A 14,724-nucleotide genomic window follows, 5' to 3' on the forward strand; every position below is an offset into this window, starting at 1 on the left:
AATATTATTTTACCTCTACTACAGTTGTTTCTTCTGTAGTCACTTCTTCAGTTGCTGGTACTTCAACAACTTCAGGAGCATCTTCTTCTAAAACATCTTCAACTGCTAGAATAGCTGCATTGATTGCTGCATAAAGTTTCGCATTTTCACTAGCGTGCTCTGCTGCTAAAGAACGGATCTTGTTTAAAAGAGCCGTAACTTCTTCAGATGCTACTTCTTCAGTCGTTGTTTCTTCCGTTGCTGGAGCTTCTTCAGTCACTTCTTCTTCAGTCGTTGTTTCTTCTGTTGCCGGAGCTTCTTCAGTCACTTCTTCTTCAGTCGTTGTTTCCTCTGTTGCTGGAGCTTCTTCAGTCACTTCTTCTTCAGTTGTTGTTTCCTCTGTTGCTGGAGCTTCTTCAGTCACTTCTTCTTCAGTCGTTGTTTCTTCTGTTGCCGGAGCTTCTTCAGTCACTTCTTCTTCAGTTGTTGTTTCTTCTGTTGTTTCTTCTGTTGCTTCTTCTTCAGCATCTACAGCGTGAACAGCAGCGTTTGGTGCAGCATGCAGCTTCGCGTTTTCACTTGAACGCTCATATGCATTAGAGTTGATTTTGTTTTGAAGAGATTTGTTTTCTTTTGCTTCTTCAACTTCTTCAGTAGTTTCTTCTGTTGCCTCATCTTCAGTTGCAGTTTCCTCAGTTGCTGGAGCTTCCTCAGTCACTTCTTCTTCAGTCGTTGTTTCCTCAGTCGCCGGAGCTTCCTCAGTCACTTCTTCTTCAGTATCTACAGCGTGTACAGCAGCATTTGGTGCAGCGTGCAGCTTCGCGTTTTCACTTGAACGCTCATATGCATTAGAGTTGATCTTGTTTTGAAGAGATTTGTTTTCTTTTACTTCCTCTGTATCTTCAGATTCTTCTTTGTCAGAATCATCTTCTTTTACATCATCAGCATCTTCAGAATCATCTTCATCTTCTTTCACTGCATCATCGTCAGCGATTACATCTGTGTCTTCTTCCTCTTTTACCGGATTATCTTCATTTTCCTCTTGGATCTCATCAGAGTCAGAGTCATCATCGTCTTCTTTCACTGCTTCTTTGCCAGAGTCCACGTCAGTGTCTTCATCGTTGCGAGTTGCATCCTCTTCTTCAGTTACATTTTCATCCGTTTTACCTTCATCGCTGTCTGATTCAGGGATTTCAATCTCGATCACTTCAGTTTCTTCTTCCTCAACTGGAACTGTAACTTCAGTTGGTTCCTCTGTTACAGGCTCCGTTACTACTGGCTCTTCTTTTTCAATGGGACCAGCATGAATGGCTGAGTTTGGAGCAGCATGCTTTTTTGCAGTTTCACTTGCATGCTCTGCACCTTGAGAGTGACTCTTATCTTTAACAGGTTTTTCAGCTTTTGCAGGTTTTGGTGCTTTTTCAGCTTTAACCGGCTTTTCAGCTTTAACTGGTTTTTGAACTTTCACAGTAACTTTAGATGGTTTTGCATACTTCTCATCCTTAGCTTGTACTTGTCCTTGAGAGCTTTGTGCTTTAATCGCATGCTCAGATTTGTGACCAGCCGCTTCAGCAGCACCTGTTCCTACAACTGCCGCAAGAGTTAATGTTCCAGCAAATACTAAAGATTTTACAAATGTACGGTTGACTTTTTTCATTATAATTCGCTCCTTAATTTTCAAATGGTTGATTTAAAACTATCCAATATCTCCATGAAAAATTAAAGAGCAGTTTCCGGTGGCATTGATGGCGGTGCGTTCACCCATTGACTTCTCAAGAGGTCCATTCTGCTAAAATACACAGAAACTTTTTCACTATCAGCAAAGATTAGCGGCAGGACCAAATTAGCCTTAACATTGGCTAATGGCAGCCCCCCATTTCCAGCATCCTTAGAGGACGATGAATGAGAAGAGCTTTGTCCCGCAGTTAATGGTATTGCCTTAGAATCCGGCTGTTGAGGAAGCTCTTTAGAAGGAAGCCTGTTCGGAAGTTTTGATACAACTTTTTTCCGTTGCTGTTCTTTATTCTTCCTTTTTGATGAAAAAAGCTTCTTATTTTGCTCTTCCTCTGCCGTAACTTTAGGCAGTACTGATTGGTCTTTAATTGTTTCTGTATGTACGTACTTTGATGTTTCAGCCTTTTTCTTCTCAGGCTGATTTATTGGAACATTCTTTTTGAGTTGTCCTTGAGGAACTGATTTTTTTAGTCCGTTCGAGTATTTTGTTTGCTGAGAAGATCTGCTTTTTTCAGCAGCAGCATTCTTTTCTCTGGCTTCATAACTTTTCTCCGAACCATGATAGTTAGATGTATCCCCTTTCAATTTCTTCGGTGAAGCTTCAGAAACTTCGGGTTTTAATACATTTTCCTTTTGAGGTTCTCGTTCAGGAATATCAACTTTTGCATTTTCCTGTTTAAGGTCTGATTGATTCTGAGTTTTTTGTTCTGCTGCTGAATTTTGTTTCTCTTCATTATTTTTCTCGGCAAATACTTCATTAGGAATAAAAAGGATGGCACCTGCGATCAAACCTTGCATAATAATGCTTGGAATTCGCACAAATTCACCTCCCTTCTTTCATGTATATAATACATCCAATTTATGTGTTTTTTGTCGGTCTTTGTCCAAAATAGTCATTACTTCCTAAAGAACCACAATTTCAAAAAATATCAAGAGGGACTTGTGTCTTAAATTGGAGACAAGTAAATAGCTTATACACGAAACTTTACAATAAAAATATCGTATAGTTAGTTGAAAGAAAATAAAGGAGTGTATGTTATGCGAAGTGCGAATCCTGCTTTAAAGAGTACAACCTTTAATAAATTCGGAGGAACATCTGTCAGCAAACAGATGACATTATCAGGAACCGTTTATAAAACATTTATTCTACTGGTCATTTTAATGGCTTCTTCCTTTTATACTTGGCATCAATATAATATTGGAGAACCAGTAAGCCATTTAATCATGATCGGGGTGATTGGGGGACTCATTTCAGCATTAATCATTGCCTTTGTTCCTAGAACTGCTCCGCTGCTTGCACCGGTCTATGCTGCTCTGGAAGGTTTGGCAGTAGGCGGCATATCAGCAAGCTTCGAAGCTCAGTTTAATGGGATCACAATGCAGGCTACAGCTTTAACGTTTGGTACGTTATTTGCCTTGCTGCTCGCTTATATGCTTCGAATCATTAAAGTTACACATAACTTCAGGTTGATTGTTTTCTCGGCAACAGCTGGCATTATGCTTGTTTATCTTACGAGTTTCATATTAGGGTTTTTCGGGATCAATATTCCATACCTTCATAGTTCAGGACCCATCGGTATTGGTATCAGTCTATTCATCGTGGTCATAGCAGCACTTAATCTAGTCCTTGATTTTGACTTTATCGAATATGGAGCAAGCCAGCGTGTTCCCAAATACATGGAGTGGTACGGCGCATTTGGCTTGATGGTAACATTAGTTTGGTTATACTTTGAGATTCTTCATCTATTGGCAAAAATCAGACGAAACTAATAAAGAGAAGCCCGCGGGCTTCTCTTTTCTTATGAAAGAATCATTATCCATCTGTTAATCGTCCAAACACCTATGCAGATATTAACGGCAAATAAACCAAATCTCATAAATTTATTCTCATGAGCAATAAGCTGAACAGTATATAATATCCCCCATAGAACGAGGATAAGAACCGACCAGAACAACCCGTTTAGATCACCTTGCATAAATGCTCCATAGCTATAGATTAATGTATAGGGCATCAAGAGGATGGCAATCAGAAAATACATCCCATGTATGATGTGTCTGCTCACCGGACCAGAGAGCGGGGCTGTTTTTACAGCTAAACGATATAAAAGGGCTATTCCAATTCCAGACTCAAGAAAAAATAAAGCCTGGAAGATTTCATAAAAAAATACCGGCAAGACTTGAAGAGCATCCATCCAAAGAATTCTGCTATAAAACAGCAGCCATAACATAAGGATTACTCCTGCTATTGAAAAAAAGGGTTTGATCCCTTTCCAAACCGTTGACCCTAGCAAAATCACACCAAATATAAAAAACAGAGAACCCAGCAGTTTGCTTGCGAATAGTAAAAGAAAACTATATAAACAGAGAAGAACGGCAAACGCAATATGAAAAACATAATCATATTTTGAATGCTCAGCTTGTTTAAATGTATTGTATATGGGATCCATGCTGCACCTGCCAAGTCTAGTCGTGTTTATACTTTTATCGACATGTATCTTTAATTACTTAAATTATTCTTTCGGCACTTTAACAACACCGCGAATGTGCCACATGTTGATAAGCTCAATTCTTTTACGGTATTGTTTTGCCTGCAGCCTTCCCTTTTTGTATCTTCTTTTTAATAGCTGCAAGTAATCTTCAATCTTAAGATGATAATCATTCATGCTTTATACCCACCCTCGCCATTTTTCTCACTGTCATATTCCCGAAAATAGTCGATTTGTAACATGAAAAATAAAAAAACATGAGAGGGTTAGGAAAAGACAGCTACAAGATCGCAGCTGTCCTAAAAATTATTCGCCTAGTTTTTTAATTTGTGATAATAGATCATTATAAACAGCGATGTCATCCAGCAGACCGCTTTGTTCGAGCAGCTCAGCGTTCAGTTCCCCATCTTTTATCACTGTTAAATATTTATCAATTCCCTCTTGAAGCTGATTATTATGTTCAATCACCTGATTGTGAACATCTTCAAACACAGAAGGCGGTGTTAAATCCGCGAACTCACTAATGTCTGCTTTCATATCTCCCAAGAGCTTTTCAAGTTCCTCTCTCGCTTTCGGGTCGTTTACTGCCGTCTCTGCAATTGCGGAAATCTCTTTTGAAAAATCTTGTACATCGTTAATATATTCAGTAGCTTCAGGTACATAGTTCAGACCATTCGTGACTTCATTCACTGCCGAACAACCTGTTAATACCGTGATTGATAATAAAGCGGCCATCAAAGTCTTTTTCATTTTTTTCTCCTTTTTCCTTAATATTTGGAATGGATTTGAATTAAAAAAAACGCCCCTTTTCTTGAGCGTCTCGACTTCTGCTTATTGTTTTATACGATTCGTGATGCATTAAGTTTCATCACTTTCTTAATGAGTAAAAAAGATCAGTGAACTTATCGATTACATTTTCAAGTTTTAATTTTTCCTTCTCACCATACACCTTTGATTTTAACCGGTCAGGATTAATAGAAGATAGTTCCTTCATGTAAGCTTCGATTTTTTTCAATACGGCATTAAAACGTTCCAGTGAAATTTCTTTTTTATAAACTTTGGAATCCTTAATACGATCTTCAAAAATCTTCTGAACCGTATCATTAGAAAATTTAATATCCACTGCTTTTCTCGTTCCATATCCGTCCACGATATAAAACATGGTTGTTCCTTCTGATTTTTTGCTAGGATCGGCAAACTTTATTTCTGAAGTCAGGCTTCCGACTCTAACCTCCATTTTGAACGAACCTGAAGAAAACACCTGGTTTGGCGTAAGGGTTACTACAGGATTGTTCCCTGAAGGATTAGTTGCTGGAGGATTTTGCAGGGGCGGGTTTCCTTCTTCAATCGGCAGCTCTATTTCACTCGTTGGATCACTTTCCCCGTTTTGATTTCCCGGTTTTCCAGGTATATGTTCCTTAACGATATCTTCAATTTGGTTCCATAATAATTCCCTGACTGTCTCTAATATTCCATCAGCGGATTTTAAATGTTTTTTCGCTTGACCATGCGGAGAGTCCGCAAGCAATGCCTCAAGGTCATTCTTCAAACCGAGCAAAAACTTTTCAAGTGACTCAGAAACTTCTTCTTTAAAGGTATCTAAACTATTTTCAGGAGTTTCTTTCAGCTCACTTTTAAGAGAATGGATAAAGTCAGCGGAGCTATCCGCTAGTTCATGCCTCCAGTTGCTATAAATCCGTTCCGCTTCTTTTGCTCCTTGATGATGTTTCTCTATATCTTTCCTGGTATACGTTTTAAAAGGTTTATTTTCGTGAACACTCTTTTCAAAATAATCTTCTTTTTTATTTTCTTTTTTAAGTTTCTCGGGAGGAACGGCTTCAAGATGATGAGTCTTTTTTACATGATAATTCTTTTTCAAATGCCCATAAGCGAAATGGTTTCCCCGATCATATGAAAATGCCTGTGCAGCGTGATTTACCAGCTTGAAAACCTCCCTTTTCCCGTAATTTTTGTTTTCTTCCTGAGTTTTTGGACAAAATAAAAAAGCCCACAACAGAAGATCAGATCTTCTTTATGCCGGCCGGTTGCATCACTAGCTCCACATACTTATAGATGCCCAAATAAAAAGTATGCTTCCACGCTTCCATTAATTTCAATTATAATAACAAAAATCTAAAACAACAATATATTTTTCTATATTTAAGGATCTTTTCTAAAAGATGGTTACTTATGAAAGAAACTTCATTGACAAGTTGATTGGAGCGCAAGGTGCGTGCCTACCACATGAGAAGCTTCTTCGTTAGGCATGCGACGAGGAAGCTCACTTCGGTAGCATTTACTTGTAAACGCAGGAGCAAGAATACTTCTCTGAAGCAGACAGGTGGAGGCAAAGCGACGAGTGGGCTCACCGCACACCCCGCGGAAAGCGAGCACCTGGAGCGGAAATCAACAACTTTCAAAAACATCAAAGTTTACAAAACAGCCTTTAATAAATAAGAAAGGATGAAGAGAATGAGTAATAAGGATAAAGCTTATGAAGGAAAAGACGAACTGTACTTGGATATCGATAGAATGATTAACGAAGGAATGGCTGGCGGTACTGTGGCAGACACTGAAGATCTTCGACAGATTGGATATGATACTGATATTACCTCTCAAGAAGAACCGCCAACTATTGCTGGTGAAAGAGAAGAAAAAGATAAATAAAGAAACAAAAGGATGCCCTACATTCGGACATCCTTTTTTTATTTTCCAATTTTATTTAGCCTTTATAAGTCTGATCTCCTTTAAGACTTCTTGATATCTCCGATCAAGTCTCATCTTCTCTTCATCATTCAAGCTTAATGAAAGCTGTCCGATTAAATCGGTCATTTCAAGTTCCAGCTTCAGCAAATGATCTTTGTGATCCGTGGTTTTTAGACCTCCTTTTTTATCGCCATTCTTATTTTCAAGATATTCTTCATAGCTTCCCTCAAACCAATAAGCTCTTGGAGGCTGAAGATCCAAAACATGTGTTGCTGCTTTTTCCATTAACCTTCTATCATGTGTTGCTAGGATAAATGTACCCGGATAGGCTATCAAGACTTCTTCTAATGCTTCCCTCGTAAACAAATCCAGATAATTCGTCGGCTCATCAAGCAATAACAAATTATAATCATTTAAGAAAAGCTTTGCTAAAGCGGTCTTCATCTTTTCTCCACCGCTTAGTACTTCTACTTTTTTAAATACATCTTCACGTTTAAATAAAAGCCTCGCTAATATCGTCCTTACCCATGTCTCCTCATATAAGCTGTTTTCCATGACATTTTCTAAAATACTTTTTGACTCATCTAGGATATTTAAATGCTGATGAAAGTAGCCGATCTTGAGCTGCTTCGATTTTTCAATCTGGTCATTCCCTCTATTTATATTCTCTAATAGGGTTGATTTTCCGGTTCCGTTTTTACCTGTTAAAACAACCTTCATACCGGGCTTTACTGTAAAAGTTAGGTCAGTAAACAGCTGACGTTCTTCAAACCCAACTGTAAGTTGTTTAACAGCCAGCGCTTGTTTGCCATGGATGACTGAAAACTGCTGAATATCAAAATCGATTTTAGGCTGCTCTTTTGGCTTTCCTTTCTTATCCATCATCTCGATTCTTTTTTCAATAACTTTAGAAGCCTTCTCCAACGACCTTTTTGCGCTTTTGACCTTCATCTTTCCTAATTTCGCTTCACTATAAGACATTCGAGCCGGTTTATCCTTCATGCCCTTCGCTTTCGATGATTTCTCCTTAGCGGCATTCTCCAGTCTCGTTTTTTCTTTCGTGTATTGCTCATATTCAAACTGCTGACGCTCTTGTTTTTGTTCTTTTTGATTAAGGTATTCCGTGTAATTTCCGTGATACAACGTAAAAGTTTGCTGCTCAAGCTCAATGATCTTTGTACACACCGTATCAAGAAAAGTTCTGTCATGGGATACGAGCAATACAGCGCCTTTATGATGATTAAGAACTTTTGCCAGCTGATCCATCCCGTTAACATCCAAATGACTTGTCGGCTCATCTAAAATAAGAATGTCCGGTTGCTTCTCCAGAGCTCCGGCAATCTGAGTACGCGTTTTTTCACCGCCGCTCATTGTTTCATAGCTTTTCCCTTTAAGGTTCCACTGGCCTTCACTTCTTGCTGTAATCGTTTGTGCACCTTCTTCAAACTGGCTGACTACAGCGAACGTGCCATAGTGCTGAACGAATCCGGAATCAGCTTCTTCCATCAAAGAAAGCAGCTTTAGGAATGTTGATTTTCCTGTTCCGTTCAGTCCTACTAATCCGATACGATCTTTGTTAAAGAGCTGAAACGGCTCTGTTTGTTTTAAAATTAATTTTCCTTTGTATGACTTTTCAAGTCCGATTGATTCTAATAAAAGCATAAAAAAACCTCCTAGTTTTACTAGAGAGGTCTGCCCACGCCGAATATCACCGTACTTACCGCGCAAATAAACGGTTTTTTGGCAACAAAAAAACAGGCATGCAGTTGAGTCCTAAAAATGGGCAGAGAAATCCTATCTAGCGTTCTACTTTAATCATTCAAGTAAATGGCTAAAATAAGATTAATTGCTCATTGGACGTCTACACCTGTTCCTTCCGTTATTTTTCTAAATTGTAAGCGATAACCTAAACAAACGTCAAGCGTCATTTTTCACTCCTGTACCCAATGCAGATTTACTTTTCTTTGATTGGCACCAGGTCTTGTATCTTTCAGCATCCGGATAAAAAGCAGGCCTTTCCGGTAATGCGCTTGAACAGGATCTTGGTGCACCCGGACAGGAAGTGTGATCTCCCGCCTAAATTCACCAAGCTGAAACTCTTCGGTATTCAAGCGATAGGAATCAAGAGAAATGGATAATTTTCCTTGGACCGTCAGTTTGAATGGATCTACGAGGACTTCTACATCATCCGTGCGGTGTAATCCTGGCAACGCAAGCACACAGCAGATTTCCTGAGGTGTTTCGTATATGTTGCAAAGCGGATTTTCGTTCCTTATCTCAGAACTCGGTGCCTGATTCGGTGCAAAGAACTGGTCACCAAAGTATTCTTCCGCCATCCTTTTCCAGTCCATCATTTGTTTCCAAGTGTCCATTCCTATTCACCTCTTATGAAGGCGGCCCTAAAGGAACTGAAGGAAGATCAGGATCAGGAAGTTGAGGAGCCGGACCTATATGACCGCCTGTGTTAAATAATTGCGAGACCGGTTGGATAACGCCAGCGCTGCCGATCTGGAGAACTGAGGAATTTTGAATGCCTTCCACTTTTAATTGCTGAATTACAATCGTCTGACTGACAAACAGATTCATGATTCCTCCTCCTCAATTTCTGGATAAGGATTTTTAAGAAAGTTACGAATATGCTTTACACGGGATTGCAGGGTCATCTCATTAACTGAACCTATATGCAGAAGAGATGAACTTGATACACCGAGAATATCAATTCTGCCTACTCTAATAAAAGGGCATGCGTTAAACGTTTTCTTAATCTGAACTGCTGGACAAACAGGAACTACGACAGGCTGCGAAAAAATATCATACTTGTTTAATGGGATATCAAATCTTCCGAAATCAGTACGCTCTCTCTGAATAGCAAGAGCAGCAGAAAAACATTGTATTTTTTCTGTATCCCCAGTTTGGATAATAGAAGAAGAGGCAACTGAATTTACGATTACTTCATCTACTGCAGATGTTCTATACATTTTTTCACCCCTATAGCGGAACGAGGGATGTTCCTAAAACAAGCGACTCAGGCGGAGTGTCAAACGCTGATCCAAGATTGATACAGTCAACATCTCCTACTAAAACAACAGAGGATAGACCCACTCCGATGATGTTGATCTCACCAACAAACAGCTCATGGTTGGTTACGCAAAATTTCACTCTCTCCACCTCCGTCATTCTTTGAATCTTTTAAGTGCACGATGAATGTTTCGATCCCCCGGTAGATATCCTCTTTCGTTTTTTCAAGGATATCTTTGCGGCCCCTCTCATCTTTCGGCTCATATTTTGTAAGATAATGCTTTATTCTTCCTGGAACTTGACGCTGAACATCCTCTAAAATAAAAACACGGTAAGCTTCATCAAGCGGAACATTTATTTTATTTTCAAGAGATTGAAGATATACAGGAGCTTCTTTAATAAAAAATTCATCCATCGCTTTTATCATTTCACGGTAATTAGGATTTTCTATAACACTGCGCTCCATCTTTCCTGGCATCTGAACCGTATTCTGGCCGATATTGAATTGCTCGATTAAATCTTTGCTCTCAGCGGAATGCCCTATGCCAATATGAAGGGTTCCCTCAAGTTTTTCTACTTTTAATTGATCAAACTTGTATTCTACCGTTTTAGGCTCATTAGCTAGTATATTAACCTGCTGTTTAAGCTTTTTTATCTGAAGTTCCAATACTTTAATTCTGTCATTCTGGTCCTCGAGCATCTGTTTCATCTTGACTAAATAATAGTTGTTCTCCTCGTTCATACAATCATCAGCTCCTTAGTAAGATGTATGCCTTCTTACTAAGGAATTTGCATATCGCTTAAAAATTTGTAGTGTTGGTGTTGTCATTAACATCCGGGTCTTGCGTATACGTCACGTTGTAGCCATTATGCAAACGAAGATTATCACCTGTATTAAATGAACCAGCACCTGCATACGTTTTTGCATAACTAACCGGGCAGATCGTCTGGACGTCACCTACATGAAATACAGAACCGCTAGATACAGAGTTTACAGAAATCTTTCCTACGATAGCCGGCATACACGTTCAGTCCTTTGTAAGGTTCTCCTCATATGCTATGCATACGCCCATCTTCCTGTGATAAAAAACATCCATTCACCTTTAGGCTCCTACCTACATAAGCTATCTCAAAGGGACGACGTCACACTCGTAAAACCTTTTATATAAGAAGGAGGTGTTAAAGTGCCCTGTTTGATTGTTGCACCTATCAACATCAATGCGGCAGAAGGGGTTGTAAACTTCGGGGATACGCTAGTGATCAACCCTAAAACTACAGGGAAAGGGTACAATGGCGCTGGCGGCGGGAATACAGGGAACTTTATACAGACGATCTCTGTTGTCAGTGCTACAAATACGTTGGATCCTGATGTTTTTGATTCGAATAATGCCGGAAATGCGTAGGGGGAATACTGGATGTTTGGAAGAGGTCCTTTAAATCCATTCACTAATAACCGATCTATGGATGACTGGCTTAAATCGTTTGAACAGTTCGTCAACAAAGGGTTAACTCAGTTTGAGCGTTACGCTGACCAGATATCATTTGATGTAGATACCGAAGAGACTGATCAAGATTATAAAGTTTATGCCGATCTTAAAGCTTATAATCCTGAAGATATCCAAATTGAAGTTCTAAATCAGGGGCTTCAGATAAAAGCTCAAAGAGAAGAAATCCGATCGATGAAGAATAAGCGTACAGGACATTTTCAAGAGAGAAAGTCCATGAAACGAACAGAACGATTTGTACAATTGCCTTTTATGTTTAGAAATGAGGATATAAAAGCTCAGTACAATAACGGCATCCTAATGATTTCCGTAAATAAGGGGAATGGTGAACCAGCTAACCCGACTGTTCCGATTGAGGTTGCAAATGATACTAATGACAGTGAATTTGAAGAGTGAAATTTGAAGGCCCCTCTTAACGAATAGAGGAGCCTTTTCTTTGTTTATCGGCCTAACGTTGGAGCGAGCCACACTTCACCAGTACCTTCAAACACGTGTAAATAGCCTTCCCCGCTCGTTGCTGACCCTACGATGGAAGAAGATGCACGCTTGACCGAAAAGTCGATGTCACCCTTTCGAAGAAGAGCAAACGTACCGTCTACTTGAAGTTTTTCATCATTCAGCTGCACTTTCATAATTTGATCTAGAGGTACAGGACTTTGCAGCACGCAAAAGCCTGAACCCTTTAACTTCGTCTGAAACAGTCCGTCATCACCTTTTATAGAAGACGTTAGCTTTTGTCTGGAGACACCAAGCTGCACACTAGGCTCTGCGGCATAAAACATTCCTTTATCTGCAACAACTTCCTCTTCGTTAAGATTCATTAAAAGGTAATGCCCATACGACGGCTCTAGATAGATCTCACCCGTACCCTCATAGAGTGGCTTGAACAAGGATTCATCAGTGAGAATATTTGAAGCCATCTTTTTCATAAAACCACCAACACCGCCTGCGTTGCTTTTCAGCTGCAAATCACCCTTCATAAACTGAAGAGCACCTGCTTCAGCCTGAACAGCTCCCTGGCGAAGGGTAATCCGGACTTGCTTCAGCTTAACTCCCGTCTCCTTCGCGTAATAAGATGAACTGGACCCGGCACTCGTTACAGGCAAATGCTTATACTCAAGGACTTCAAACGTGGCACGGCGCCCTTCCTGTTTTTCAATTACGGTGAATAAAGAATCATTCATGTTATCGTCCCTCCTCCTAACTAGGATACCAAAGAGTCTCTTAACCTAGTCAAAGCATGGTATAATTCACATAAAATGATTAAAAAAGAGAGGCGTGATTTTTTATGCAAAATAAAATCATTCTAGTCACTACAGATTCTTTTGGTACCGGCAATGACCCTGCCCTTGGCGAAAATGTGATGGAAACGTACTTTACTGTTTTAAAACAGCAGGCGGATCTCCCGGCAGCTATCTTTTTTATGAATCGCGGTGTTTACTGCCTGACAGAACGTTCATTGTGCTCCCTTCACCTGAAAGAAATGGAGGAAAAAGGCGTAAAAGTGTTCGGCTGTAAAACTTGCGTCGACCACTATAATGTTGAAAATGAACTAGCAGCTGGAGAAATCTCAGGAATGGCGCATTTTGTAGAGCTATCAGCAAAATATGAAGTCATCACGATCGCTTAATACATAATATAATCGATTGAGGATGGATGCTTTGATCCATCCTCTTTCTTTTAAAGTAATTTTTCCTTTTCAAAAATACATGAAATTCATAACCGGACAAAAACCAATCAAAACCGTACAAAAAATGAGTTTAACCGAACAAAAATTTAGGTTAACCGAACAAAAAAATGAAGTAGGTTAAATATTGTACACTCGAGACGGACACGAACATAAAAACACACCCCCAACGTAGGGAGTGTGCGTTTTTCCTCATTTATCTGCGCTTCTCTTCAATAATTCTCTTCTCATGTGTTGTCGGTTCTTCCCTGACTACAGTCTCTCGGTGAACGGGTTCTTTTCTGACAGTGAAAAGTCGCTTAAGCAGCATGCCCACCACTCCATAGACAATGATTGCTATGATAGTCGACAGTTCTACAACAAAACCATTCGCGAGTTCGATATTCGGGAATAAAGCTTTGAAAGGCAGCAGCAGTGGCTCACTTAATCCGTATATCAGCTGAGCAAATGTGGCTCCTTCATTCGCGTTGAACAATTGAAAAATGAAACGCAAAACTAAAATTAATTGAATGATGCCTACAATAAATGAAATAATCGTTGCGGGTACGGAACGTCTCATAACAATTCCCTCATTTCAATGGATTTGCTCTTAAGATACCCGTAAATTCTACAAATTAAGCATTGGTTGCTGCTTTCCTGCCAGATCATAGTTTGCAAGCCATCTTTCTGTAAAATCCACCAGTTCCACTTGCGGAATCAGACGGCATTCCGCTGATCCTGCTTTCCCTTTTATCACTGTGTGACCTGCTCCCTCATAGGCGCTCCCGATCTCCTCAAAGAGTTCTTCACGATAAGAAACTTGAGTAAAAGACTTCCAAACACGTTGTCCATAAAGATAATAGGGTCCTGCGTTTTCTTCGGTTTTTGGGTTCGGAACACGATGTTCCGCCAGATGCATCGTCGTATTCGAGTCATAACCCACGCCGATTAAAAGAACGTGGCCACCAAGTTCATACATTTTCCCAAGCGGTGAATCCTCTCCTAAAGCAAAGTCAAGCGTTTGACCGTTTATGATTGTTTCTTTATTTTTCCCCCACGCCGCAAAAGATTCGGTAGGGTGATTGCTTCTTATCACGCCAGGGAACGTCCGAAAAGCCTCAACAATCGCTCCCATAAAATAAGTCGGTGTAATCTCAGGATCAAAGGCAGGCATTTCTTCCCGGATAACCGGCCACCATTCTTCAGGTACAGGAGGATTCAGCCAGCCGGCAGGATCTGAATAATGTGCCGTATGTGCAGGCATCACAAGGGTTCCTTCTTCAGTGATTACATCCATTAAAGCTTGTACGACTGCAACCGGTCCCCCCACTACCCAGCCTAACGATTTTAGTGAGGAGTGCATGATTATCGTCATACCCTTTTTCAAACCAAGATTGCGGAAATCCTCTGCTAAAGAAGACCTCGTTTTAGGAAAATCCGTTTTTAATTCCATTTTGTTCACTCTTTTCTTTAGACTTTTTCTTATATGTTTGTTGCTATGAAATCATTTTTGTAAAAACCCTTCATCGAAAAGTTGATTGGAGCGGAAGATGCGAGACTCCTGCGGGATCAGCGGGACAGGTGAGACTCCTAAAGGCGCAAAACGCCAGGAGGCTCGCCGCCCGCCCCG

21 protein-coding genes and 1 riboswitch are annotated in these 14,724 nt (G+C 40.0%); of the genes, 5 read left to right on the top strand and 16 right to left on the bottom strand.

The features are described from left to right. Positions 1–4: 4 nt before the first annotated feature. Together EV282_RS17050 and EV282_RS17055 are read right to left on the bottom strand one after the other, a co-directional pair. A complete protein-coding gene (locus tag EV282_RS17050) occupies positions 5–1,636 on the bottom strand; it encodes a hypothetical protein (protein ID WP_130297100.1) in 1,632 nt (543 codons plus the stop codon). 62 nt (positions 1,637–1,698) lie between these two features. Further along, positions 1,699–2,532 (bottom strand): hypothetical protein, encoded by an 834-nt coding sequence (locus tag EV282_RS17055; RefSeq protein ID WP_130297101.1) that lies wholly within the window; start codon positions 2,530–2,532, stop codon positions 1,699–1,701. A 219-nt stretch (positions 2,533–2,751) separates the two neighbouring features. Between EV282_RS17055 and EV282_RS17060 the strand changes: the two genes are divergently transcribed. Next, positions 2,752–3,483, top strand: coding sequence for a Bax inhibitor-1/YccA family protein (locus tag EV282_RS17060; protein ID WP_130297102.1), 732 nt, complete (start codon positions 2,752–2,754; stop codon positions 3,481–3,483). Positions 3,484–3,512: 29 nt separating this feature from the next. Here the strand turns inward: EV282_RS17060 and EV282_RS17065 are convergent, their stop codons facing one another. The 4 genes from EV282_RS17065 to EV282_RS17075 form a co-directional block, all read right to left on the bottom strand. Then, positions 3,513–4,160, bottom strand: coding sequence for a hypothetical protein (locus tag EV282_RS17065; protein WP_130297103.1), 648 nt, complete (start codon positions 4,158–4,160; stop codon positions 3,513–3,515). A 63-nt stretch (positions 4,161–4,223) separates the two neighbouring features. Next, entirely contained in the window at positions 4,224–4,376 is a 153-nt protein-coding gene (locus EV282_RS20390) for a hypothetical protein (protein WP_156774206.1), read from the bottom strand. A gap of 129 nt (positions 4,377–4,505) precedes the next feature. Further along, a complete protein-coding gene (locus EV282_RS17070; protein WP_130297104.1) occupies positions 4,506–4,949 on the bottom strand; it encodes a DUF6376 family protein in 444 nt (147 codons plus the stop codon). A 118-nt stretch (positions 4,950–5,067) separates the two neighbouring features. After that, positions 5,068–6,078, bottom strand: a complete 1,011-nt coding sequence (locus EV282_RS17075) for a hypothetical protein (RefSeq protein WP_130297105.1) — start codon at positions 6,076–6,078, stop codon at positions 5,068–5,070. A 151-nt stretch (positions 6,079–6,229) separates the two neighbouring features. Further along, positions 6,230–6,311: riboswitch (cyclic di-GMP riboswitch) on the bottom strand. 360 nt (positions 6,312–6,671) lie between these two features. Here EV282_RS17075 and EV282_RS17080 point away from each other — a divergent pair. Further along, complete coding sequence (locus tag EV282_RS17080; RefSeq protein WP_413466156.1) at positions 6,672–6,866, top strand: hypothetical protein; 195 nt, start codon at positions 6,672–6,674, stop codon at positions 6,864–6,866. Positions 6,867–6,917: 51 nt separating this feature from the next. Here EV282_RS17080 and abc-f read toward each other — a convergent pair whose 3' ends face one another. The 7 genes from abc-f to EV282_RS17115 all read right to left on the bottom strand — a co-directional run bounded on the left by abc-f (position 6,918) and on the right by EV282_RS17115 (position 10,945). Continuing rightward, complete coding sequence (abc-f, locus tag EV282_RS17085; protein ID WP_130297107.1) at positions 6,918–8,567, bottom strand: ribosomal protection-like ABC-F family protein; 1,650 nt, start codon at positions 8,565–8,567, stop codon at positions 6,918–6,920. 269 nt (positions 8,568–8,836) lie between these two features. Then, entirely contained in the window at positions 8,837–9,277 is a 441-nt protein-coding gene (locus EV282_RS17090) for an Hsp20/alpha crystallin family protein (protein ID WP_130297108.1), read from the bottom strand. A 13-nt stretch (positions 9,278–9,290) separates the two neighbouring features. Continuing rightward, a complete protein-coding gene (locus EV282_RS17095; RefSeq protein WP_066286096.1) occupies positions 9,291–9,491 on the bottom strand; it encodes a spore germination protein GerPB in 201 nt (66 codons plus the stop codon). After that, a complete protein-coding gene (locus tag EV282_RS17100; RefSeq protein ID WP_130297109.1) occupies positions 9,488–9,883 on the bottom strand; it encodes a spore germination protein GerPE in 396 nt (131 codons plus the stop codon). The genes EV282_RS17095 and EV282_RS17100 overlap by 4 nt, the downstream gene beginning before the upstream one ends. A 10-nt stretch (positions 9,884–9,893) precedes the next feature. Next, positions 9,894–10,064 carry a spore gernimation protein GerPD gene (locus tag EV282_RS17105; protein WP_077364830.1) on the bottom strand — a complete coding sequence of 57 codons (171 nt, stop codon included), beginning with the start codon at positions 10,062–10,064 and terminating at the stop codon, positions 9,894–9,896. Next, on the bottom strand, positions 10,039–10,665 hold the full coding sequence (gene gerPC / locus EV282_RS17110; protein WP_130297111.1) for a spore germination protein GerPC: 627 nt from the start codon (positions 10,663–10,665) through the stop codon (positions 10,039–10,041). The genes EV282_RS17105 and gerPC overlap by 26 nt, the downstream gene beginning before the upstream one ends. A 58-nt stretch (positions 10,666–10,723) precedes the next feature. Beyond that, positions 10,724–10,945, bottom strand: coding sequence for a spore germination protein (locus EV282_RS17115; RefSeq protein WP_077364834.1), 222 nt, complete (start codon positions 10,943–10,945; stop codon positions 10,724–10,726). A 162-nt stretch (positions 10,946–11,107) separates the two neighbouring features. Between EV282_RS17115 and EV282_RS17120 the strand changes: the two genes are divergently transcribed. Both EV282_RS17120 and EV282_RS17125 read left to right on the top strand, forming a co-directional pair. Continuing rightward, positions 11,108–11,326 (top strand): spore germination protein, encoded by a 219-nt coding sequence (locus tag EV282_RS17120; protein ID WP_077364836.1) that lies wholly within the window; start codon positions 11,108–11,110, stop codon positions 11,324–11,326. A gap of 12 nt (positions 11,327–11,338) precedes the next feature. Beyond that, positions 11,339–11,824: an Hsp20/alpha crystallin family protein gene (locus tag EV282_RS17125; protein ID WP_130297112.1), complete on the top strand. Its 486-nt coding sequence runs from the start codon at positions 11,339–11,341 to the stop codon at positions 11,822–11,824. Positions 11,825–11,868: 44 nt separating this feature from the next. On the opposite strand, the gene EV282_RS17130 is transcribed toward EV282_RS17125, so the two are convergent. Continuing rightward, entirely contained in the window at positions 11,869–12,612 is a 744-nt protein-coding gene (locus EV282_RS17130; RefSeq protein WP_130297113.1) for an AIM24 family protein, read from the bottom strand. Positions 12,613–12,716: 104 nt separating this feature from the next. Here EV282_RS17130 and EV282_RS17135 point away from each other — a divergent pair, with 104 nt between their 5' ends. Next, positions 12,717–13,058, top strand: coding sequence for a DsrE family protein (locus EV282_RS17135; protein ID WP_130297114.1), 342 nt, complete (start codon positions 12,717–12,719; stop codon positions 13,056–13,058). A gap of 253 nt (positions 13,059–13,311) precedes the next feature. Here EV282_RS17135 and EV282_RS17140 read toward each other — a convergent pair whose 3' ends face one another. After that, on the bottom strand, positions 13,312–13,674 hold the full coding sequence (locus tag EV282_RS17140; protein ID WP_130297115.1) for a YggT family protein: 363 nt from the start codon (positions 13,672–13,674) through the stop codon (positions 13,312–13,314). Between the two features lie 48 nt (positions 13,675–13,722). Next, positions 13,723–14,547, bottom strand: coding sequence for an aminoglycoside N(3)-acetyltransferase (locus EV282_RS17145; RefSeq protein WP_130297116.1), 825 nt, complete (start codon positions 14,545–14,547; stop codon positions 13,723–13,725). Positions 14,548–14,724: the final 177 nt, after the last annotated feature.

It is taken from the genome of Fictibacillus sp. BK138 (genome assembly GCF_004216955.1).
Lineage (GTDB): Bacteria > Bacillota > Bacilli > Bacillales > Fictibacillaceae > Fictibacillus.

Coding starts and splice junctions, on each gene's coding strand:
- EV282_RS17090 (WP_130297108.1), bottom strand. CDS start 9,277: ATGGACACTTGGAAACAAATGATGGACTGGAAAAGGATGGCGGAAGAA.
- EV282_RS17095 (WP_066286096.1), bottom strand. CDS start 9,491: ATGAATCTGTTTGTCAGTCAGACGATTGTAATTCAGCAATTAAAAGTG.
- EV282_RS17130 (WP_130297113.1), bottom strand. CDS start 12,612: ATGAATGATTCTTTATTCACCGTAATTGAAAAACAGGAAGGGCGCCGT.
- EV282_RS17065 (WP_130297103.1), bottom strand. CDS start 4,160: ATGGATCCCATATACAATACATTTAAACAAGCTGAGCATTCAAAATAT.
- EV282_RS17050 (WP_130297100.1), bottom strand. CDS start 1,636: ATGAAAAAAGTCAACCGTACATTTGTAAAATCTTTAGTATTTGCTGGA.
- EV282_RS17140 (WP_130297115.1), bottom strand. CDS start 13,674: ATGAGACGTTCCGTACCCGCAACGATTATTTCATTTATTGTAGGCATC.
- EV282_RS17125 (WP_130297112.1), top strand. CDS start 11,339: ATGTTTGGAAGAGGTCCTTTAAATCCATTCACTAATAACCGATCTATG.
- EV282_RS17100 (WP_130297109.1), bottom strand. CDS start 9,883: ATGTATAGAACATCTGCAGTAGATGAAGTAATCGTAAATTCAGTTGCC.
- EV282_RS17115 (WP_077364834.1), bottom strand. CDS start 10,945: ATGCCGGCTATCGTAGGAAAGATTTCTGTAAACTCTGTATCTAGCGGT.
- EV282_RS17070 (WP_130297104.1), bottom strand. CDS start 4,949: ATGAAAAAGACTTTGATGGCCGCTTTATTATCAATCACGGTATTAACA.
- EV282_RS17135 (WP_130297114.1), top strand. CDS start 12,717: ATGCAAAATAAAATCATTCTAGTCACTACAGATTCTTTTGGTACCGGC.
- EV282_RS17060 (WP_130297102.1), top strand. CDS start 2,752: ATGCGAAGTGCGAATCCTGCTTTAAAGAGTACAACCTTTAATAAATTC.
- gerPC (WP_130297111.1), bottom strand. CDS start 10,665: ATGAACGAGGAGAACAACTATTATTTAGTCAAGATGAAACAGATGCTC.
- EV282_RS17145 (WP_130297116.1), bottom strand. CDS start 14,547: ATGGAATTAAAAACGGATTTTCCTAAAACGAGGTCTTCTTTAGCAGAG.
- EV282_RS17080 (WP_413466156.1), top strand. CDS start 6,672: ATGAGTAATAAGGATAAAGCTTATGAAGGAAAAGACGAACTGTACTTG.
- abc-f (WP_130297107.1), bottom strand. CDS start 8,567: ATGCTTTTATTAGAATCAATCGGACTTGAAAAGTCATACAAAGGAAAA.
- EV282_RS20390 (WP_156774206.1), bottom strand. CDS start 4,376: ATGAATGATTATCATCTTAAGATTGAAGATTACTTGCAGCTATTAAAA.